A 23,581-nucleotide genomic window follows, 5' to 3' on the forward strand; every position below is an offset into this window, starting at 1 on the left:
GCCCAGGCCGGGCGCGGGAAGGCCCATGCGATCGACCGCTCAGCCTTCCAACGCGCCGCCACAAATCGCAGAGCCCTGCATGCGGAGTAAGGGGCCGCCCGCTACTTTCCCGCCCCCTTAACCGAAATACCATGTTATACCTCCACGCAATCGCCAACACAGGAACGGCGGCGCGCGCACTGGCAGCAGGCGCGCTCATGCTGGCCTCCGGCGGGCTCTGGGCGCAGTGCAGCCAGGGCACCCTCATCTCCGCCGTTACGCCCACAGCGGTGTTCCAAACGGTGAACGTACCGGCGGGCGCACCCTCCCTGAACGACCCCACCTATTTCGAGTTCACCGGCACGGCGGGCACGCAATACACCTTCAGCTATTGCCAGGGCGGCGGTTCGGCCGGGTATGACACCTACCTCACCATCACCAACGCCGTGGGGACCGCCCAGCTGTGGAACGATGATTTCTGCGGCTTGAGCTCCGAGGTGGCCTTCACGCCCACCCTCACCGGCACCTACCGCGTGTACACGTCGGCGTGCTGCCCCTGCGGCACGCGCGGCGCGGCGGCCACCCTGGCCTATCGCGCGCTGGCGAGCGGCGGCGGCGGCAACGACAACTGCTCCGGCGCCATCGCCCTCACCTGCGGCACGCCGGTGGCCGGCAGCACCACGGGATCCACGGTGGACACCTACCCCACCTGCGGCTCCGCCACGGGCGGCCACCCCGGTGTGTGGTACAGCATCGTGGGCGACGGCGGCCAGTACACCGCTTCGCTCTGCGGATCGAGCTATGACACGCAGCTCAGCGTCTTCGGCGGCACCTGCGCCGGCCTGGTGTGCATCAGCGACAACGACGACGATTGCGGCCTGCAGAGCCAGGTGACCTGGTCCACCACACCCGCCACCCCCTACCTCATCTTCGTGCACGGCTACGCCGGCACCACCGGCGCCTTCACCCTGCAGGTGACCTGCGCCGCACCCTGCGCCCCGGCCATCACCAATGACGATTGCGCCGGTGCCGAGCCCATCCCGGTGAACACCACCGGCTGTGCCCTCACCGTGAGCGGCAACAACAACTGCGCCGCGCCGCTGGCCCCCAACCCGAACTGCTTCAGCCCCTTCGCCACGCTGCCCGATGTGTGGTACAGCTTCACGCCCACCACCAACGAGCTCTCCCTCACCGTCACCTACGGCACGGCCACCAGCCTGGGCGCCGTGGTCTACAACGGCACCTGCGGCACCCTCACCCAGGTGTCGTGCAACAGCTTCCTCACCTCCGGAAGCGGCTCGGTGATCAGCGGCCTCACGCCCGGCCAGCCCCACTTCCTGCGCATCCTGGGTCCGCAGGGCAGCCGCGGCTCCTTCACCGCCTGCCTCAGCCTGGTGGTGCCCGGCTGCGCCACCTACACCACGCCCGCACAGGGCGGTTCGGCCGAGGCCACCGGCACCAACCTCGCTTGGAACCCGGCCACCTATGCCTCGGGCTACCGCCTCTACTTCGGCACCGACGGCGGCGGCGTGACGCTGCCCACCAGCATCGCCAGCAACGTGGACCTGGGCAACGTGCTCAGCTACGCCACCGGCGCCCTGGCACCGAACACCACCTACTACTGGGCCATCGTGCCCTACAATGCGGCCGGCGAGGCTTCGGGCTGCACCATCCGCAGCTTCAACACCAATCCGCCCGCCTGCGTGGCGGCCCCCACCGCCCCGGCTGACGGCGGCAGCGGCTGCGGCGGCGGTGCCATCCTGCTCAGCTGGCCGGCCAGCCTAGGCGCCACGGGCTACACCGTGGTGCTCAACGGCAACACCGTGGCCGCCAACCAGCCCGGCACCAGCTACGATGCCGGCATCCTGGCCGCCGGCCCCTACACCTGGAGCGTGACCCCCAGCAACGGCAACGGCCCCGCCACGGGCTGCCCCACCTGGAGCTTCACGGTGATCAACGCGCCGCCGGGCGACAACCTGGCGCTCGCCATCCCGCTGGACCTGGCGCCGAACGGCTCCACCGCCGTGGCCGGCAACAACCTGGCGAGCAACTGCTACACCAACCAGATCGGCAACGCTTCGCCCGACACCTGGTACCGCTTCAACTCCGGCGCCTGCGCCACCACCGTGTCGCTCGACCTGTGCACGGGCCAGAGCTTCGACAGCTACCTGCGCCTCTACGATGCCAGCGGCACCGTGCAGCTGGCCTTCAGCGATGACGTCTGCGGCGCCGGCGCCTCCATCCAGAACTTCGCCATCAGCCCCAACACCGACTACATCGTGGTGGCCGAGGGCTTCGGCGGCAGCACCGGCAACTTCACGCTCACCCTCAGCGTGAACTGCTATTGCGAGAACCCCGCAGGGGCCGTGACCGCGGTGAACGAGGATTGCGGCAACGGCACCTACACGCTGGGCGTGAACGTCACCGGCACCGGCAGCACCCCCACGGCCACGGTGCGCTACACCGTGAACAACGGCACGCCGGTGAGCATCACCGGCCTGGGCGTTGGCCCCCTCACCATCCCGGCATCGGGCAGCTTCCAGCAGGGCGATGCGGTGGACGTGGAACTGCTCACCGACAACGGCAACTGCGTGCTCGACCTGGGCAGCTACACCGACAACTGCCCCATCCAGATCACCTGCGGGGTCACCGAGGCCATCTCCTACTGCTACAAGAACAACGATGTGAAGACCTTCACCTTCCTCGCCAGCAACCCCAACGAGACGGTGACGGTGAGCTTCATCGAAGGGTCGATGGACCCGAACGACGTGATCCGCGCATACAGCGGCACGGACAACAACGGCGCGCCCATCCCCGAGCTCACGGGCAGCTTCGCCAGCCTCTTCGGCGTGGGGGGCTCCTCGGCGGGCGATGCGCTCTACATCGAGATCGACAGCGACGGCAGCACCAGCTGCGCCGACGGCCAGGAGGACACCTGGGTGTTCGAGGCGGAATGCACGGCCGGCTGCGTGGACCCGGACGGCACCGTGACGGTGAATGCCGGCTGCTCCACCATCGACGTGGAGGTGAGCTTCGAGGGTGACGGCTCGTCGGTGACGCTGAGCTACAGCGTGAACGGCGGCACCCCCACCGAGATCCCCGGACTGGTGAGCGGCAACGTGGAGACCATCGGACCCTTCACCCCCGGCCAGTCGGTGCAGGTCTTCCTGCTCCACGAGTCGGACAATGCCTGCAACCGCAACCTGGGCACCTACGTGATCCCCGCGCAGCCCGTGGCGGTGAACTTCGGCCTCACGGCCACGCCCCCCACCGTGTGCCCCGGCGGCAGCAGCCAGTTGCAGGCCAGCTTCGGCAACCCCACCAACATCACGCTCTACAGCTACTTCACGGAGACGGGCGCCACGCTCGACCCCATGGCGGGCGCCACCAGCCTGGGCGTTGCTGGCGATGACAGCGAGTCGGGCCTCAATGCCATCGGCTTCCCCTTCTTCTACGAAGGCACCTCCTACACCGACTTCTCGGCCAACAGCAACGGCGTGATGCGCTTCGGCGGTCCGGTGGGCGCTGCCTACTTCAACACAGGCGCGCCTTTCCAGCCGGCTTCGCTCTGCGTGCTGTGGGACGACCACTCCGCCACCTCGGTGACCACCCTGCTCACCGGCGCCGCCCCCAACCGCGTGCGCATCATCAGCTACAACCTGAACATCTCGTTCGGGACGGCCTCGGTGCTGCAGATCTGGCTCTACGAGACCACCAACGTGATCGAGTTCCGCTACGGCAGCGCGGCGAGCACCAACAGCGCCACCATCGCCGCCGTGGGCGCCAACACCGCGCAATACCTGAGCGTGCAGAACTTCACGGGCCACGCGGTGAGCTCCTCCGTCCGGCAGGACAACCTCGCCGGCTGGCCGGGCTCGGGCCGCCTGTACCGCTTCACGCCGCCGCCTTCGGTGACCGCGTTGGATTACAGCTGGTCGCCCGCCGACTTCCTCACCAGCACCACCACGGCCAACCCGCAGGCCAACGGCGTCACCGCCAGCACCACCTACACGGTGACGGTGACCGGCTCCAACGGCTGCACCTACGTGAACACCGTGTCGGTGAACGTGGCCACGCCGATCGAATCCGTGGCCATCACCCCTGCGGTGGCCTCCATCTGCGCCGGCAACCCGGTGACGCTCACGGCCACCCCCACCGGCGGCCTGGCGCCCTTCAGCTACGCCTGGACCGCTCCGGGCGGCGCCCCCGCGGGCGGCAGCGCCAACCAGTCGGCCGGCACCGCCGGTGACTGGAGCGTGACGGTGACCGACGCGTGCAGCACCTCGGCCGGCGCCACGCGCAGCGTGAGCGTGAACCCCGTTCCCAGCGCAAGCATCAGCCTCTCCGCGCCGGTGTGCGTGGGCGGCAGCTTCACCCTCACCTGCAACAGCGACATCGGCACCTCCTTCGCCTGGAGCGGCCCCGCCCCCGTGGGCGGCAGCACCGGCCAGAGCGTGACGGTGAACGGCCTCACCAGCGCGAATGCCGGCACCTACACGGTGACGGCATCGGCCAACGGCTGCACCTCGGCCGTGGCCAGCCAGAATGTGACGGTGAACCCCAACCCGGCCATCGCCGCGGTGACCGCCCTGCCTGCGGCCATCTGCGAGGGCGCCAGCAGCCAGCTGAACGTGACGGCCACCGCCGGCACCGACCTCTTCGGCGTGCTCAGCGCCTTCAACGCCGGAAGCGCCAGCGTGGTGGCCGCAGTGCCCACCCCCAGCGGCTTCCAGATGGACCAAGGGGTGAACAGCAACAACATCAGCGACGGCTGCGGTGACATGTATGACGGCGGAAACCGCCTGAACACGAACCTCGGCGCCACCCTGCAGTACTCGGACAACGTGGTGGTGAACAGCGCGGCGCTCGGCGCCGGCGGCCGCTACTTCACCCGCTACATCGCCAGCCCCGGCTGCCAGGCCGGCCCTGCGGCGCTCTTCCTGTGGGCGGGCGACATCAACGGCCTCTCCTCGCTCTCCATCACCGGCAACCTCGGCGCCGATGGCAGCGGATCGCAGCAGCTGAGCACCTTCACCGTTTCGGCCAACGGCACCACCTACACGGTGCTGCTGAAGCGCGTATTCAACGCCTTCGACCCCTCGGTGAACCAGATGTTCATCCTGCCGCAGCCCAACAGCGCCACCCAGAGCATGGGCGCCAGCACGGACGACAACCTGCACACCATCACCGGCCTGGCCGGGGTGAGCCGCTTCTACTACCTGCTCTATGCGGGCGCCAGCGGCGCGCTCATCAACGATGCGCAGGCCACCGGCATCGCGCAGGCCTTCGTCAACCTCCTGCCCGCCGGCACCCTCGCCTACCAGTGGAGCAACGGCGCCACCGCCGCTTCCACCACGGTCACCTCGCCCGACGCATACAGCGTGCTGGTGAGCAACACCGTGACGGGCTGCTCGAGCACCGGCAACGTCACCGTGAGCCAGGACCTCACCGACACTGACAATGACGGCATCATCGACTGCGAGGATTCCTGCCCGGCGCTCGCCGGCGAGATCGGCTCGCCCTGCGATGACTTCAATGCCGGCACCATCAACGACCAGATCAACGGCGATTGCGAATGCGAAGGCACCCCCTGCTCGCACGACCTGACGCTGGCCGTGCAGATGGACGGCGTGAGCACGGTGACCTACGAGCTGCGCGACCAGGGCAACGATGCGCTGGTGCATACCGGCCAGCTCTACCTGCCCGGCCCCGGCGAGATCACCGGATCGGCCTGCCTGCCCACGGGCTGCTTCTACCTGCGCGTGCTCGATGACGGCGGCGACGGCATCGTCAACGGCGGCTACGTGCTGCGCATGGCGGGCGCCAGCACCAAGCGCGTGATCGACAACCGCAACAACTTCACCAGCGGCGCGGTGAGCCAGATCGCCGGCAACGAGGGCTTCTGCCTGCCGCTCGGCACGGACCGCCTCGTCTTCACCAGCTGCGACAAGCTCGACTGGAAGACCAGCCCCTGCGGCGCCGAGTACGTGGTGGCCACCGAGAACGCGCTGGTGAGCCAGCAGTACGGCGTGAACAACGCCACCAGCGGCTACCAGATGTGGTGGTACGACCCCAACGGCGGCTACAGCTTCAAGCGCTTCCAGAGCCACAGCACCAGCAACGGCCTGCCGGCCAGCGCCACCCGCTCCTGCCACTTCCTGATCAACAGCTGGAGCGGCAACCAGCTGCAGCAGGGCGTGCTCTACAACGTGAAGGTGCGCGGCCGCGTCAACGGCGACTACCTGCCCTGGGGCAATGCCTGCCGCTTCTCGGTGAACAACGCGCTGTCGCAATGCCCGCGCACCAAGCTGATGGACATTCCCGACAACCCCTTCCTCAGCTGCGACCAGAGCCGTCCGGTGGGCACCAGCCAGGCCAGCCTCGTGCATGCCAAGCCCGCGCGCCGCATGAACAGCAACTGCAACTGGGTGGGCGCCAACCGCTACCAGTTCCGCTTCCGCATCCCGGCCGAGAACTTCGTGCTGGTGAAGACCTCCGCCACCGGCGCCGGCAACTACTTCGTGAACACCAATGGCCTGCAGTGCGGCAAGACCTACGAGGTGGATGTGCGCGTGAGCTTCAACGGCGGCAGCACCTGGTGCGTGGCCTCGGCCAACCCCAACAGCGTCGATGATCCCGCCTGGGGCGATGTGTGCACCATCACCACCGTCTGCGGCAACTCCCTCGCTGAGCAGGGCACCAGCGCCACCGCGACGGCCGGCACCCTGCGCATGTACCCCAACCCCAACCGCGGCGACCAGCTGATGCTGGGGCTGAGCGAAGTGGCGGAGGGCGTGCAGACGGTGAGCGTTGACATCTACGATGCCTTCGGCAAGCGCGTGGCGGCCCGCACCATCCCCGTGCAGGACGGCTTCGTGAACACCGTGCTGGAGCTCGATGGCGCCCTCGCCAACGGCCTCTACATGGTGGGCATCACCGCCGGTGCCGACAGCTACACCGAGCGCCTGGTGATCCAGAAGTAGGCCTCGGCTGAACGGACCCTTCGCGCGGCCCCCACCGGAAACGGTGGGGGCCGCTGCATTCGGGGCCAGGACGCTGCCGCCGGTGCGATACGCAATCAGACCCTCAATGTCAATGCTAACGAAGGTTGACACCGGCACTAACGAAGGTTGACGATCGCCCAGGGCGCTGGTCCAAAGGGCTTCGGCACTTTCGCTGCAAATGTTCCCGACCATGGCCAAACGCTCTCTTTCACTTCTCACACTGCTCCTGCTGCTGTTGGTCACCAGCGGGCTTCATGCGCAATCATCATGGGTGCCCGGAGAAGTGCTGGTACGCTTGAAGCAGGCCAGCGATACGGCGCTCGTGCGGGCCCAATGGCTGCAGCAAGCACAACAGGGACCGGTCCTTCAGCACATGGCGCTGCTGGGTGAGGGTTCCCGTTATGCGGAGCTTCGGTTCTCCGGTGTGGTTCCCTCGGGCGAGCCCGAACTGGAACGCCTCGTGGCGACCCTGCCGGCGGTGGAGAGCACTTCGCTGAACTATCTGGTGCAGCGCCGCGCACAGCCCAATGATCCACAGTACGGCAGCCAATGGCATCTGGCCGATATGAACGTGGAAGCCGCATGGGACTTCAGCACCGGTGGTGCCACGGCAACGGGCCAGCGCATCGCGGTGGGCATCGTGGACAGTGGTGTGGAACAGAACCACCCCGATCTCGCGGCGAACGTGGTGTTCGCGGGCTCGGCGGCCGATGAGCATGGTACCCAGGTGGCCGGCGTGGTGGGCGCCGTGGGCAACAACGGCATCGGTGTGAGCGGCGTGAACTGGGACGTGGACCTGGTGAGCCCGGCCAATGTGACCACCCTGAGCGATGCCTTCGAACAATTCCAGTTCTGCCTGAACCAGCGCACGCTCTTCAACCAGAGCAACGGCGCGCAGGGCCGCTTGATCGTGGCGCTCACCGTGTCCTGGGGCATCCCCAATGCGCAATGTGGCTTCGGCGATCCGTTGTTCGACGACCTGGGCGCAGCGGGCATCCTGGTGGTGACGGCAGGCCCCAACGACCCCACGGACATCGATGTCGTCGCGGACTATCCGGCCACCTGCCCCAACGCCAATAACATCGTGGTGACCAGCTACGGGCAGCAGGACCAGGTGCCCTTCGCCGTGGGCGACAACACCGTGCACCTGCTGGCACCTGGTCTGGGGATCCCTACCACGGACTTCGGTGGGGGCTATGATGCGGTCGCCGGCAACTCCTTCGCCATCCCCAATGTGGCCGGGGCGGTGGCGCTGCTCTACAGCAACGACTGCTCCTCCTTCGCCCAGGCCATCCTCACCGATCCGCTGGGCACGGCCCTGCAGGTGAAGCAGGCCATCCTCAGCAATGTCGCGCCCTTCCCGGGCGGCAATGCCATCACCATCACCGGAGGCAAGCTCGATGTAGGCGCGGCCTACACGGCCCTGCGCAACCAATGCTGCCCGGAACTGACCGTGACGCTCGACAGCCCTGCCGGAGCGGACGCCCAGTATGAGCTGATGAACGGACAAGGCATCGTGCTGGCCCAAGGCATCGGCGATGTCATCACCTTCTGTGCAGCCGATGGCTGCTTCAGCGTCTCGGTGCTCGGTGGTGATGGCCAGCCCGTGGAGGGGAGCTTCTCCGCAAGCCTGGGCGCCGTCCCCATCACCGCCGGGGCCATCACCAATGGTGAGATGAGCTTCACGCTTGGCACTCCGGTCCAAGGCTGCACCAACCCCGCCGCGTTCAATTACGACCCCGCTGCCGATTGCGACGATGGCAGCTGCTGTCCGGAGGGAATGGTCCAGGTGGCCATCCTCACGGATGAACAGGGCCTTACCGGGACCCTTGATGTCACCGTGACCCTGGCCGGTGCGATCATCCACGATGGTCCCCTGCCCGTTGCGGACCTTCCCGGCTATGGCGTTTCCGGCGTGGCGGTGACCTTCTGCGAAGCACCGGGATGCTTGAGCGTCACCGTTGGTGCCAGCGATGTGCCGCTTGCCGAGCTCTCGCTGATCTCCATCATCGATGAGCTGGGCTTCCAGCAGCAGGGGTTCAATGCGCTGACGGGTTTCTTCGGTCCGCTGGGCGAGCTGAGCGAGACCTGCGACGGGGTGGACAACGACTGCGACGGCGCGGTTGACGAGGAGTTCATGTGGTACCCCGATGCCGATGGCGATGGGTGGGGGGCGAATGTGCCCGCGGTGATCTCCTGCACGCCAATGGCCGGTTCGGTGCAGCAGACCGGCGATTGCGATGACACGAACGCGGACGTCTTCCCCGGTGCGAGCGACCCGTGCCCGATGGCCGATGGCATCGATAACGATTGCAACGGCCTGGCCGATGACCAGGACGGGGTCTTCTGGTTCGCGGATGCAGATGGTGATGGTTGGGGCAGTGAGCTGGACATCGTGCAGGCCTGCACCCAGCCTCCGGGCTATGCGACCGCTGCTGGCGATTGCGACGATGCGGATGAGACGGTCTTTCCCGGCGGCCCCGAACTCTGCGACGGCCTCGACAACGACTGCGACGGCGAGGTGGATGAGGGCTTCACTTGGTACGTGGACGCCGATGGAGACGGCTTCGGCGACGAGGCCTCCGCAGCGGTCTTCTGTACACCTCCGTTGGACTTGGTGCAGCTGGGCGGCGACTGCGACGACAGCGATGCGGACACCTACCCCGGAGCACCCGAGGGCTGCGACGGCGTGGACCGCAACTGCGACGGGGTGATCCCCGGGACCAACGGCACCGAGGTGTACAGCCCCAACTGGACGGCCACCGCCACCACCGGCGCCACCGTGGAGCTCTACGGCCTGCTGGCCCAGGGCAAGACCGTGGTGCTGGACCTCTTCGCGGCCTGGTGCCCGCCCAGCCAGCAGATGCTCACCGCCAACTTCCTGCAGGACTGGAACGCGCACATGGGCCCCGACGGCACCGACCAGATCCGCATCGTGGCCATCGCGGTGGACCAGAGCGCGGGTGATGTAACGCCCTTCATCGACGAAGCGCAATGGCCCGTGATCGTGCAGGACGGCGAATCCTTCGGGACCCTGTACAACGCCATCGGCATGTTCGACAACGCCGTGCCCACCTTGCTGATGATCTGCCCCGATCGTTCGGTGACCATGCTTTACGGCGGACCGGATGCTCTTCCGTACACCGGCCTCTTCGAATATGACGCCCAAGCGGCCACCGCCCTCCTGAACGAGCGCTGCGGCTGCCGCGAAGCCTGCACCACCAACATCGGGTGCATGGACGTGAACGCCTGCGACTACGACCCCAACGCCACCTGCCCAGGCCCCTGCGCACAGGCCCAGGAGTGGTTCGTGGACAACGACGGTGATGGCGTGGGCAGCACCTCGCTCGGCACCGCCTGCACCCAACCCGCCAACAGCGCGCCCGTGGCCGGTGATTGCAACGACGATGACCCCACCGTGCAGCAGGGCTTCACGCTCTTCGTCCTCACCGAGGACCCCGGCGACTTCGGCACCGCGCACTACGTGGTGCAGCACAGCGGCGGGGTGCTGGAAGGCGACCTGGACCTGCCGGCGGAGACCGAGGGGATCGGTGAACTGCCCGTGTGCATCGGAGCGGGATGCTACTCCATCAGCATCACGCAGAACGATGTGCCGCTGTGGGAGGAGACCATCCTGCTCTTCCCCGGTGACGAAGGGGAACAAGTGACCTTCAACACCTTCGACGGCTACCAGGGCGGCGGCAGTGCCGAAGTGTGCGACGGTGTCGATAACGATTGTGATGGCACCGTGGATGAAGGCTGTGGCAACTGCGATGCCGCCGACCGCGCGTGGATCCTGGCGAACCAGGCCACCATCGAGACCATCATCGGCAATAACCTGAACGCCTGCCTGGCCAGCGGCGATCAACTGGCCTGCTTCACGGAGGCCCTGGTGCAGAACACGCCGCTGCCGGAAGCTTGCGCCGCTTGCGTGGCCCAGCGCTACGTGTGCATCATCAGCGAGTGCCTGGCCGCCTGTGTCAGCGGTTTCGGAACCCCTGAATGCCAGGCCTGCGTGAACGCCAGCTGCAACGCCGCCTACTTCGCCTGCGCCGGCTTCACCGATGCCGACGGCGATGGCTTCGTGGCCGAGCTGGACTGCGATGACGCGAACCCGAACGCGTACCCGGGTGCGAACGAGCTCTGCGACACCATCGACAACGACTGCGACGGCCTGGTGGATGAGACGCCCACGCTCTATTACGCCGACCTGGACGGCGATGGCTGGGGCGATGAGAACAACACCGTGGAAGGCGGATGCAGCCCGCCCAACGGCGCCACCAGCCAGGTGGGCGATTGCGACGACAGCAACGCCGACATCTATCCCGGCGCGCCCGAGCTGTGCAACGGCATCGACGACGATTGCGATGGCGCTGTGGATGACCTCGCCGGAACCGCCTACTATGCGGATGCCGACGGTGATGGCTACGGCGACATCAACAGCGAACAGTTCTCCTGCACGCCCATCCCCGGCCTCATCACCCAAGGCGGCGATTGCGACGATACGGATGAGGCCATCAACCCCGGCGCCGCGGATCCCTGCGATGCCATCGACCAGGACTGCAGCGGCGGGCCCGTGCTCACCACCTGGTTCGTGGACAACGATGGGGATGGCTTCGGCAACGATGCCACGACCACGGAGGATTGCACGCAACCCTCCGGGTACGTGGCCACGGGTGGCGATTGCGACGACTCCAACAGCGATGTCTTCCCCGGCAACGGCTGCAGCAACTGCACACCCACGGAACAGGCGTGGATCGCCGCGAACCAGCAGACCCTGCTCAACGCCCTGAGCGATTGCGCCCTGCAATGCCTCGGTGATCCGGGTTGTCTCGCCGGTTGCCTGCAGGCCAACGGAGTACCGCTGGGCGCCGCATGCCTGGGCTGCGTGGACGGTTACCTCGCCTGTGTGCAGGACAACTGTTCGTTCCCGTGCCTCAACGCTCCCGAGTTCTGCTTCTCCTGTCAGGTGCAGGCCGGCTGCCTGGCGCAGCTGGCCACCTGCATGGGCCAAGTGGACGCTGATGGCGATGGCTGGTGGGCCGGCAGCGATTGCGACGACAGCAACGCCAACGCCTTCCCCGGCGCAGTGGAGGTGTGCGATGGCGTGGACAACGACTGCGATGGCAGTGCGGACGAGGGCCTCAGCGTGACCTACTACACCGATTCCGATGGCGATGGCTTCGGCGTCTTCGGCACGGAGATCACCGGCACCTGCGAACAGCCCCCCGGCACGGCCACGCAGGGCGGCGACTGCGACGATGCGGATGATACCGTATACCCTGGCGCCCCCGAGCTCTGCGATGGCCTGGACAACGATTGCGATGAGGTGGTGGACAACGAAGCCGGCATGCTCTACTACACCGATGCCGATGGTGACAGCTATGGCGACGATGCCACGGCCGTATACTCCTGCACGCCCGTCCCCGGCGCGGTGACCGTGGGCGGTGATTGCAACGACGCCGACGCTGCCATCAATCCCGGCGCCGCCGATCCCTGCGACAGCATCGACCAGGACTGCAGCGGCGGGCCGGTCATTGCCACCTGGTACCTGGACAATGATGGCGACGGCTTCGGCAGCGAGGCGACGAGCCTGGACGACTGTGCGCCACCCGGTGGCTATGTGGCGCTGGGCGGCGATTGCGACGATGCCAACAGCGACCTCTTCCCCGGCAACGGCTGCAGCAACTGCACCGTGACCGAGCAAGCCTGGCTCGCGGCCAACCAGCAGACGCTGCTCAATGCCGTGGGCGGCTGCGCCCTGCAATGCCTCTCCGGCGATCCCGCCTGCATCGCCAGCTGTCTGCAGGACGAAGGCATCCCCCTGGCCGCGGTCTGCCTCACCTGCGTGGAGGAGTACATCGCCTGCACCTTCGACAACTGCCTGATACAATGCCTGGGCAGCGAGGAGGCCTGCCTGGAATGCCAGCTGCAGAGCGGCTGCTTCGCTTCGTTCGCCAGCTGCCTCGGCATGGTGGATGCCGACGGCGATGGCTGGTGGGCCGGCAGCGATTGCGACGATGCCAATGCCGCCATCAATCCCTCCGCGCAGGAGACCTGCGATGGCATCGATAACGACTGCGATGGCACCGTGGACGACAACGCTGGCGATGCCTACTACCCCGATGCGGACGGCGATGGCTTCGGCGACAACGACGCCATGGTCCTCTCGTGCACACCGGTGCCCGGCCTCATCACGCAAGGCGGCGACTGCAACGACAATGACGCCGATGTGAACCCGCTCGGATTGGAGCTCTGCAATGGCCTGGACGATGACTGCGATGGCGAGGTGGATGAGTTCAATGACAGCGATGGCGACGGGCTGGAGGACTGCATCGATCCCTGTCCGGTGAATGCGTTCCTGACGCCGGGCGACGGCTGCGACGATGGCAATGCCGCCACCACCAACGATGCGATCGGCCTCGATTGCCTCTGTGCAGGAACCCCCGTGGCCGCCTGCACCACCGACCTGGACCTGATCTGGCAGCCCGATGGCGTGAGCCTCATCACCTGGGAGCTCCGTGAACAGGGCACCAACGCCTTGGTGCAGGCCGGCGGCGGCATCTACCCCGATGTGAGCCAGTACAGCGAGGCCACCTGCCTGCCCGATGGCTGCTTCTACCTCACCGTGATGGACGAGGGCGGCGACGGCATCGCCGGCGGCGGCTACCAGCTGAAGATCAACAGCGGCGCACGCCTCATCGACAACCTCACCGATGCCTTCGGCAACGGCGGATTCACCAGCGGCGTCTACAGCGAGATCGACGGCCTCGAGGGCTTCTGCCTCCCCCTGGGAAGCGACCGCCTGATCTTCACCAGCTGCGACCGCGTGGACTGGAAGACCAGCCCCTGCGGCGGCGAGTTCGTGGTGGCCAATGACAACCCGGCCGTGAGCGCCCAGTACGGCGTGAGCAACGCCAACAGCGGCTACCAGATGTGGCTCTACAACCCCAACGGCGGCTACAGCTTCAAGCGCTTCCAGAGCCACAGCACTTCCAACGGCCTGCCCGCCGGCGCCACCCGCGCCTGCCACTTCCAGCTCAACAGCTGGAGCGGAAACCAGCTCCAGGAGGGCGTGCTCTACAACGTGAAGGTCCGCGGACGCATCGCCGGCAACTACCTGCCCTGGGGGCCCGCCTGCCGCCTGGTGGTGAACAACGCCGCTGCGCAATGCCCCCGCACCAAGCTCATGGACATCCCCGGCAACCAATACCTGAGCTGCGGACAGACCCGCCCGGTGGGCACCAGCCAGGCCAGCCTGGTGCATGCCAAGCCCGTGCGCCGCATGAACGCCAACTGCAACTGGGTGAGCGCCAACCGCTACCAGTTCCGCTTCCGCCTGCCCGCCGAGGGCTTCGAGCTGGTGAAGAACAGCGCCGTCGGGCAGTACTGGGTGAACACCAACGGACTGCAGTGCGACAAGACCTACGAGGTGGACGTGCGCGCCAGCTTCGATGGCGGCGCCACCTGGTGCCACAGCAGCGATCCCTGGGGCGATGTGTGCCTGCTCACCACCACCTGCAGCAATGCGCTGGTCGGGCAGGGCACCGGCACCGCCGCCGGCACCCTGCGCCTCTACCCCAACCCCAACCAGGGCGACCAGCTGATGCTCAGCCTGAGCGCGGTGGCTGAGGGCGTGCAGACGGTGAGCGTGGACATCTTCGACCTGTTCGGCAAGCGCGTGGCCGCCCGCACCATCCCCGTGCAGGACGGCTTCGTGAACAGCGTGCTGGAACTGAACGGCGAGCTCGCCAACGGCATGTATGTGGTGAGCATCACCGCCGGTGCCGACAGCTACACCGAGCGGCTGGTGATCCAGAGGTAGGCCTCGGCTGAACGGACCCCTGGAGCGCGGCCCCCACCCGAAACGGTGGGGGCCGCTGCGTTAGCGATCGGTCGATCAGGAACCGAGGCGGTCCATCGGTGCACGCGCCGCAGGCGCGCCAGGCCATGAATGACGAAGGCCCGCGCAATGCGCGGGCCTTCCATCAACGGGTGGTCAGGGGCCTCAGGCGGCCTTCTGCTCCGGGGCCTCCTTGGCGCGGCGGCCGCGGTCAACGATGATCCGCGCGTTCCAGTAGGCCCGGTGCAGCGCGGGATCCTCCGTGGCGAAGCGCTCCATCAGCGCATCCAGCCGGGTGGCCAGCAGCCGCTGCGTATCGCGGATCACCAGCACCAGCTCCGTCGTGGCGCCCTTGCGGGCCGTGATGGCCAGGCGCGGCGCCGCCAGCGCGGCCTCGTAGCGCCGGATGGCCTGCTCCAGCGCCTCCAGCCGGGCGGCATCCACGCCATAGTCCGCCAGCGCTGCGCCCACCGCGGTGGCCTCGGCCAGCACCACCTGGCAGTGCCGGGCCACCACACCATCGGCGTGGCGCTCCAGCAGACGGCGCGTCACCGACATCTTGCCGGCGAGCACCATGTTGCCGCTCACCGTCGCATAGGCCAGGGTGCCCTTGGCCACCACCACCGCGGCCTGCATCATGGCCTGCTCGGCGCCCAGCTTGTCGCGGGCAAAGCCGCGCAGGTCCACCACCTGCTTCTCCACGCAGGCCGAGATCGCCAGCAGGTTCGCGCGCAGGTCGCTGGCCGCCGTGCTCAGCGCAGGCACGGTGTCGAAGATGGCATGGTGCTCATCGAGCACTTGGAGTACGGCATTGAACATGTTCGTCCGGGATTCTTGCTGCTTGTTCATGGCGTTGAACGGTTGGGGTTGTTTGCTTGCATTTTCCGTTGGGGGGAGTGAAAGGGGGGTGTCCATTCGTTCGGTCGGTCCGGCACCGCGGGCGGTGCGGCGGCTTGTGCAGTGGCGGCGTTCAGGGTCCCATGGCGCTACGGTTTTAAGGGTGGGTGTATTGCGGCGTTTCTGACCGGTGCAACGGAGCATTGCCCGCCAGGGTTGGCGCTGTTTATCAACGATCGATCGTCAATTCCCGAAATCCGTATGCAGCCATCCGCCCCAACGCCGCGCAACGCCGCAAGCGCAGCCGACCATGAGCGGCGCGCAAGGCGAATCACACCACCCAGCCAGCGGCCTTCGGCACCGGCGCAGACGCCGTTGACAGGCGCGCAGCCGGCTCTGACAGCCATGCAACGCCCGTTGACACCTGCGCAGCGGCCTTTGACACCTGCACAGCGACCTCTGACACCCGCACAGCAGCCTTTGACACCCGCACATCGGCCTTTGACACACGCGCAGCGGCCTTTGACACACGCGCAGCGACCTCTGACACCTGCGCAGCGACCCATGACACCTGCACAGCGGCCTTTGACACCCGCGCATCGGCCTTTGACACCCGCGCAGCAGCCTTTGACACCCGCGCATCGGCCTTTGACACACGCGCAGCGACCTCTGACACCTGCGCAGCGACCCATGACACCTGCACAGCGGCCTTTGACACCTGCGCAGCGGCCTTTGACACCTGCGCAGCGGCCTCTGACACCTGCACAGCGACCCATGACACCTGCGCAGCGGCCTCTGACACCCGCGCAGCGACCATTGACACCCGCGCAGCGACCCATGACACCTACGCAGCGACCCATGACACCCGCGTAGCGGCCTTTGACACCCGTGCAGCGACCCAGGACACCCGCGCAGCCGCGATCGTCACCCCGCCAGCGGCCCCGGGCCATCGCGCAGCCGCCCATGCCAGGGAACCGGCCGCGCACCGCAGCGGCACAGCCCACGCCGCTACCCTTGAATCATCCCCCTGCAATACATTCAACCCGTGACCCTCCCCGACTACCTCTCCGCCCTCGCCAAGCTCCACGCCAGCGGCCGCGCCACCGAGCACAGCTACCGGGGCGACCTCCAGCAGCTATTGACCAGCCTGTGCACAGGCATCACCGTGACCAACGAGCCCCAGCGCATCGCCTGCGGAGCGCCGGACTACATTCTTACTAGGAAGGACATCCCCGTCGGCTACATCGAGGCCAAGGACATCGGGGTGGACATGGACAGCAAGAGCCTCAAGGAGCAGTTCGACCGCTACCGAGGCTCATTGGACAACCTCATCATCACCGACTACCTCGAGTTCCGCTTTTTCCGCAACGGCGAGCACACCAGCACCGTGCGCATCGGGGAGCTGAGCGGCGGCCGCGTGAAGGCGCTGCCCGCAGCCTTCGACCAGTTCACGGCGCTCATCGCCGACTTCGTGGCGTGGCAGGGGCAGACCATCACCAGCCCCAAGAAGCTCGCGAGCATGATGGCCGGCAAGGCCCGCCTGCTGGCCGATGTGATCGAGAAGGCCGTGACCAGCGACGAGGAGACCCGCGCCAACACCGACCTGAAGGACCAGCTGGAAGCCTTCAAGCACATCCTCATCCACGACATCACGCCCAAGGCCTTCGCCGACCTCTACGCGCAGACCATCGCTTACGGCATGTTCGCCGCGCGGCTGCACGACCCCAGCCTGGACAGCTTCAACCGGATGGAGGCCGCTGTGCTCATCCCCAAGAGCAACCCCTTCCTGCGCAAGCTCTTCCACAGCATCAGCGGGCCCGACCTGGACGACCGCATCGTGTGGATCGTGGATGCGCTGGCCGACATCTTCCGCGCCACCGACATCGCCAAGCTGCTCAGCGGCTTCGGCAAGGGCAGCGGCCGCGAGGATGCCTTCATGCACTTCTACGAGGACTTCCTCGCGCAATACGACCCCAAGCTCCGCAAGAGCCGCGGCGTGTGGTACACCCCCGATGCCGTGGTGCGCTTCATCGTGCGTGCGGTGGACGACATCCTGCGCACCGAGTTCGGCCTGCCGATGGGCTTGGCCGATAGCAGCACCGTGCAGATCGAGGTGGATACCGACAACGCCGACAAGCGCACCACAACCGGCAAGCGCCGCGTGAAGAAGACCGTGCACCGCGTGCAGGTCCTCGATCCCGCCACGGGCACCGGTACCTTCCTGGCCGAAGTGGTGCGGCAGGTGCATGCCAAGTTCCAAGGGCAGGAGGGCATGTGGCCGCAGTACGTGGAGCAGCACCTGATCCCGCGCATCAACGGCTTCGAGCTGCTGATGGCCAGCTATGCCATGGCCCACCTGAAGCTTGACCTGGTGCTGCGCGATACCGGCTACGACATGGGCAAGCCGCACGGCACGCCCGGCGCTGCGCCCAAGGGCAGTGAGCAGCAACGCCTGCGCGTCTTCCTCACCAACTCACTGGAAGAGGCCCACCCCGATACCGGCACCCTCTTCGCCAGTTGGCTAAGCCAGGAGGCCAACGAGGCCAATGCCGTGAAGCGCGATACGCCCGTGATGGTGGTGCTGGGGAATCCGCCGTACAGCGGCATCAGCAGTAACATGGGCGAATGGATCAGCGGGCTGATCGAGGACTACAAGTACGTGGATGGCGAGCACTTCGGTGAGCGCAAGCATTGGCTGCACGACGACTATGTGAAGTTCATCCGCTTCGGTGAGCACTTCATTGAGAAGACCGGCGAAGGCGTGCTGGCCTACATCAACAATCATGGCTTCATTGACAATCCCACCTTCCGGGGCATGCGCTGGCACCTGCTGAACACCTTCGATAAGATTTATGTGATCGACCTGCACGGCAATGCCAACAAGAAAGAAGTAGCACCTGATGGACGTAAGGACGAGAACGTGTTCGACATTCAGCAGGGCGTTAGCATCAACTTCTTCGTGCGCACAGCAGAGAAAAGGAAAGGCCAACTTGGTAAAGTCTACCATACGGAACTATGGGGTGCTCGGGAGGACAAGTACAACCAAATGCTTGCCAGCAGTCGTTTGGACTTCAACTTCCAAGAGGTACCCAATGGCGCTCCCTACTTCTTCTTTCAACCCAAGGACGAGTCGGCGAAGTCTGACTTCAACGCAGGCTTAGCCCTGGACGCCCTGTTCACCATTGGAAGCAACGGCATTGTCACAGCGCGGGATGAGTTCGTCCTTGACTTTGAGCGAGCACCTCTTGAACAAAGGATCTATGACTTCTGCGACCGGAACTTGCCGACAGGTGCATTCCAGGCCAAGTATGCACTAAAGGAGAACTATCAGTGGAAGGTTGATGAACAGCGGAAGCTAGTCCCACCTCTAGACCCTTCTCTGGTCACAACGATTTCATACCGACCATTCGATGACCGCTTCATCTACTACCAAGAGAACCTGGTGTTCCGAACACGGAGGAAGCTCATTGGGCATATGCTTGCAGGGGCTAATGTTGGTATTGTGGCTCCAGGACAAACCAGAGACGGATTTGGTGGCTTTATAGCCAAGCACATAATTGGGCATAAGCTCTTTAGCGCGTACGACATCAACAACATCTTTCCCCTCTATCTCTACCCCGAAACCACCAAGCAGACCGCAGCCCTGAGCCAAGGCGTGCAGCCCAACCTGGATGCCAAGCTGGTGGAGCAGCTGGTCAACGGCATCGGCCTCACCTACCGCTTCGATGCCAACGACCTTTGGGCGCATGGCATAGGAAAGGACCTCACCCCGCTGGATGTGCTGGACTACTGCTACGCCGTGCTGCACAGCCCGGCCTACCGCGCCAAGTACAAGGAGTTCCTCAAAAGCGACTTTCCGCGCATTCCCTATCCGACCGATGCCAAGAAGTTCCGCGCCTTGGTGAAGCTGGGCGCCCGCCTGCGGCAACTGCACCTGCTGGAGGATCCGGCGGTGGAGCAGTTCATCACCAAGTACCCCGCCGCTGGCGACAACACGGTGAGCCGCAAGATGACGGCGAAGAGTCCTGGCTGGGAAGCGACGAGCGGCAGGTCGGCCAGCGGCCAGTTGGGCCGCGTGTGGATCAACGACCTGCAGTACTTCGCCGACGTGCCCGAGGTGGCCTGGAACTTCTACATCGGAGGTTATCAACCCGCGCAGAAGTGGCTGAAGGACCGTGTGGGGAGGCAACTAACTTTCGATGACATCCGCCACTACCAGCGCATGATCGTGGCGCTGACGGAGACGGGGAAGTGCATGGAGGAGGTGGATACGGTGGGCGTGGTATGAGGGATGGAGCAGCTGGTACATCATTGATGATCACGAGAGCGTGCCAAAACAAGTGCAGCGTCATAATCCCCTAAGCCCTGCTGAGCAGAAGCACTTTGTTGATGTGGTCATCCCCGGGCGCATCGAGGTTATTAGCGCATGTCTAAGGGAACCGGAGCCATCTGACCCACTTCTGGCAGCAGCTGCGATCCATACGCGTGCGCTAGCTAGCTTCCTTGGCATCGGGGTGGTCAACGGCAAGGTCACCGAAGACCACAGACACTACGACCATGGGGATGGCTCATACGAGGTGAAGATCTCGGACCTACAGGGTGGCGCGCTCTTCACGAAGGAAGAGCTACTCCAACTGGATAAAGGTGACAGGGAGGCGATCCGGTCGGGCTTCATTACTGTGAACTGCGAGTTCGCACATCTGACCTATTGGCGTGACCCTGAGAATCAAGACACCCGGGGTGGTCCAGTTGCCTCGTACCGACCGGCGCTGATCAGCAGGGTACGCACTTTCGCAGACACGATCATCCGTTTGGTGAGGTCCAGGGTGCCGGCGGCCCCATAGGACCTAATGCGATGTTATCCGATGGATGGAACAATTATCTTGCGTGTCTGGAACACACCAGCGGCACAACGATTAACAATTACCACAAGGCCCACGTGATCGACCTGCTCAAGCGGGTATGTGCCGTGAGCGTGAGGACGGTGGGGGTGGTGAGGGGGATGGAAAGGACGGAAAGGTGAACAGATTACCACGAGAATGAAACCATTGGTGCTTGCCGAGTTACTTACTGCGATCAAACGAGTGATCGCAGCCGGAGAAACGGATTTGACTGGGCTTCATGCTCGCTTGTACAATGCAGGGGAACATGTCCAGTACAAAGAGGGGCGACGTTGGGTAAGCCTGCGAACGGATGCCTTGGCGATGACGATCAAAGCGCTAAGGGAAAAGGCAGATGGCAAGAAGGCTTCTGCTGAGCGGAAAGTGGCCGACCCAGGGCCGAAGGCGCGTAAAGCAAGGAAGGCGTGACATGCAGGTTCACCGCACTACACCGCAGCAGGGTCTCCTGAAAGGGACCCTGCGCTCCCTGAACCGCCGCAGGCCCCCCTCAAAAGCTCAGCACTGCGCGTAGCCTGCGGCTACGCGCAACAACGCAGGCTCTCGGCAGCCTGCGGCTGCCCGTGTACGCCGGTTGCCCCAGGCTGCCGCAGGCTGCGTGGGCCGGACCCTGCCGAGCGCAGCCGCAAGCTGCGCTCACATACCGGCCAGGCTAGGCGCAGATGGGGGCAACATGCGCCTTCACCGTAATTTCGCTGCATGTCGAGCAAGGTCACCTTCAGCAAGAAGCTCAGTTCGGAAGGGAAGGCGATGAACAAGGCCTTCAAGACTGCCACGCGGCGCGCTGCCGAACAGGCCTTCGCCAAGCGGAAGACCATCCTTGTGGAGCGCGATGGGTGGCTTGTGCGGGTGCGCGCGGATGGCCGGGTATGGCGCCGTGTGAAGAAGCTGGCACCCGTGCATTTGCCGGGATAAGGGGGGGCATGGAGCGGAGCCCACGCCTGCGCGTCTTTGCCGGACCCAATGGATCCGGTAAGAGCATCATGAAGCAGCAGGTGATGCGCACCGAGGTGAGCGGAAGGCCGGTGAACCTGGGTGTTTACGTGAATGCGGATGAGATTGCCGCCATCCTGCGCAAACGCCGCCGTTTGGCCTGAGCACCTACCAGGTGCAGGCGGACCGGAAGTCGTTCCTGCGCTTCGCTTACGGATCGGGCTTACTGAGCCGACGCTTCCCGAAGCATCGGATGCTGGTGGAGCACCGCATCGACGGATCCGTTTTCGTGCTCACGAATGGCCGTCATCTGGAGCATTTCGCCCAGCTGATCGCCGCTTACCTGTGCGAGCGATTGCTGGAACGGCGGATCCAGTTCTCCTTCGAGACCGTATTCAGCCATGCGAGCAAGCTGGCTCTCATGGCACGTGCGCAGAAAGCCGGATACAAGGTGTACCTCTATTTCATCGCCACCAACTCTCCGGAGATCAATGTGGACCGGGTCCGGATCCGAGTGGATTCCGGTGGGCATAACGTGCCGCGCACCAAAATCATTGACCGCTATGGCAAGTCGCTGGCCCAACTCCTTCCAGCCATCGAGCTCTGCTATCATGCCTTCATCTTCGACAACTCAACGGCATTCGAAGGGGGCACCGGCGAGCCGCTCATGTTCGCCGAGATGAAGCAGACCTCCACGGGCCTCAACTGGGCTTGGGATACCCAGCGCATCCCGGATTGGTTCATCCGGGCGTATCTGATCGCCAGCGGAGAGGCAGTCTATCTGGATATTGCGCGTACCGTGATCGCCGAGCGGAGCCCAGGGCGATAGTCCTCTTATGGCAGGCCCCTCACTGCGCCTAGCCTGCGGCTACCCTCAGCGGCGCGTAGCCTCCGGCTACGCGCATCGACGCAGGCTCTCGGCAGCCTGCGGCTGCTGGTGTACGCCGGTTGCCCCAGGCTGCCGCAGGCTGCGTGGGCCGGACCCTGCCGAGCGCAGCCGCAAGCTGCGCTCACATACCGCGATACGGCGCGGGTACTGTATGTTGCGGCATGGCCAGCTTCCTCACCGCTACCGACAGCAGTGCCGCCATCGAGCGCGTCATCCGCGAGGCGAGCGGCGCGCTCACCCTCATCAGCGCCTTCGTCTTCCCGCGCATCGTGCACCTGCAACGCCTGCAGGACGCCGGGGAGAGCGGCGTGGAGATCACCATCCTCTTCGGCAAGAAGCCCATGGACCAGGGCGTGTTCCGCGACCTTCGGGAGCTGCCCAACATGCGCCTCTATTTCCTGAAAGAGCTCCATGCCAAGTGCTACTTCAACGAACGGGAGGGCGTTGTGACCAGCTTGAACCTGCTGGGCGGCTCCGAGCGGCACAACCGCGAGATGGGCGTGCTGCTGCGGGCCGATGCCGATGCGGAGGCCTATGCGGCCATGTGCAAGGAGGCGCGCAGCATCGTGCGGGTGGCGGACCTCATCCACAGCACCGTGCCCGACCGCAAGCTGGACGCGCCGCGCATGGAATGGAGCAAGCGGGCCGAGGCCATTCCCACCACGCTGGATGCGGAGGGCAGGGAGCTGAACAGCATCGACAAGATCCGTCGCAAGCATCCGCGCGCCTACCTCCGCTGGACCCCCGAGGAGGATGCCCTGATCCTGGAGATGCTGGACAAGGGCATGGCGCGGCTGGCGATCAGCGAGGTGCTGCAGCGGCAGCCTTCGGCCATCGCATCGCGCATCCAACGCTTGCGTCCGTGAATCCCCGCACTGCGCGTAGCCTGCGGCTGCGCGCAACAACGCAGGCTCTCGGCAGCCTGTGGCTGCCCGTGTACGCCCGCTCCCGCGGAATGATGATCCGTGGTCTCGAATCCCTCCAACCGCTGCCGGGTCTCCCAAGGAACGAGTGGCCCCTGCGCTGACCTTCAATAGCGGCCGCCCCAGCTACAATGGGAAGCGCTCCGCGATCGGCCACCTCCAGCATGATCGGTGTCGCGGGGTCCGCCCACCGCGCGCATGCCAAGCGCTCGGCGAAACCACTGCGGGAGGGGAATGGCGATGGCGCGAATGGGATGGTAATCGGCTGGATCGTA

9 protein-coding genes are annotated in these 23,581 nt (G+C 65.6%); 8 read left to right on the forward strand and 1 reads right to left on the reverse strand.

The window, feature by feature from the left end; translation table 11 throughout:
- Nucleotides 1–131: 131 nt before the first annotated feature.
- Nucleotides 132–6,962 carry a T9SS type A sorting domain-containing protein gene (locus QY325_08830; GenBank protein ID WKZ64871.1) on the forward strand — a complete coding sequence of 2,277 codons (6,831 nt, stop codon included), beginning with the start codon at nucleotides 132–134 and terminating at the stop codon, nucleotides 6,960–6,962.
- Nucleotides 6,963–7,173: 211 nt separating this feature from the next.
- The gene (locus tag QY325_08835) at nucleotides 7,174–14,808 is read left to right on the forward strand and encodes a MopE-related protein (GenBank protein WKZ64872.1); all 7,635 of its coding nucleotides are present in this window, start codon (nucleotides 7,174–7,176) and stop codon (nucleotides 14,806–14,808) included.
- A gap of 183 nt (nucleotides 14,809–14,991) precedes the next feature.
- Here the strand turns inward: QY325_08835 and QY325_08840 are convergent, their stop codons facing one another.
- Nucleotides 14,992–15,675 carry a hypothetical protein gene (locus QY325_08840; GenBank protein ID WKZ64873.1) on the reverse strand — a complete coding sequence of 228 codons (684 nt, stop codon included), beginning with the start codon at nucleotides 15,673–15,675 and terminating at the stop codon, nucleotides 14,992–14,994.
- A gap of 1,033 nt (nucleotides 15,676–16,708) precedes the next feature.
- Between QY325_08840 and QY325_08845 the strand changes: the two genes are divergently transcribed.
- The 6 genes from QY325_08845 (at nucleotide 16,709) to QY325_08870 (ending at nucleotide 23,249) form a co-directional block, all read left to right on the forward strand.
- Complete coding sequence (locus tag QY325_08845) at nucleotides 16,709–19,951, forward strand: DNA methyltransferase (protein ID WKZ64874.1); 3,243 nt, start codon at nucleotides 16,709–16,711, stop codon at nucleotides 19,949–19,951.
- 751 nt (nucleotides 19,952–20,702) lie between these two features.
- The gene (locus tag QY325_08850; GenBank protein ID WKZ64875.1) at nucleotides 20,703–20,972 is read left to right on the forward strand and encodes a hypothetical protein; all 270 of its coding nucleotides are present in this window, start codon (nucleotides 20,703–20,705) and stop codon (nucleotides 20,970–20,972) included.
- A gap of 288 nt (nucleotides 20,973–21,260) precedes the next feature.
- Nucleotides 21,261–21,476, forward strand: a complete 216-nt coding sequence (locus QY325_08855) for a hypothetical protein (protein WKZ64876.1) — start codon at nucleotides 21,261–21,263, stop codon at nucleotides 21,474–21,476.
- An 8-nt stretch (nucleotides 21,477–21,484) separates the two neighbouring features.
- The gene (locus QY325_08860) at nucleotides 21,485–21,658 is read left to right on the forward strand and encodes a hypothetical protein (GenBank protein WKZ64877.1); all 174 of its coding nucleotides are present in this window, start codon (nucleotides 21,485–21,487) and stop codon (nucleotides 21,656–21,658) included.
- Nucleotides 21,659–21,753: 95 nt separating this feature from the next.
- Complete coding sequence (locus tag QY325_08865; GenBank protein ID WKZ64878.1) at nucleotides 21,754–22,323, forward strand: zeta toxin family protein; 570 nt, start codon at nucleotides 21,754–21,756, stop codon at nucleotides 22,321–22,323.
- A gap of 221 nt (nucleotides 22,324–22,544) precedes the next feature.
- The gene (locus tag QY325_08870) at nucleotides 22,545–23,249 is read left to right on the forward strand and encodes a phospholipase D-like domain-containing protein (protein ID WKZ64879.1); all 705 of its coding nucleotides are present in this window, start codon (nucleotides 22,545–22,547) and stop codon (nucleotides 23,247–23,249) included.
- Nucleotides 23,250–23,581 lie beyond the last annotated feature (332 nt).

Source organism: Flavobacteriales bacterium (genome assembly GCA_030584065.1).
Lineage (GTDB): Bacteria > Bacteroidota > Bacteroidia > Flavobacteriales_F > PHOS-HE28 > PHOS-HE28.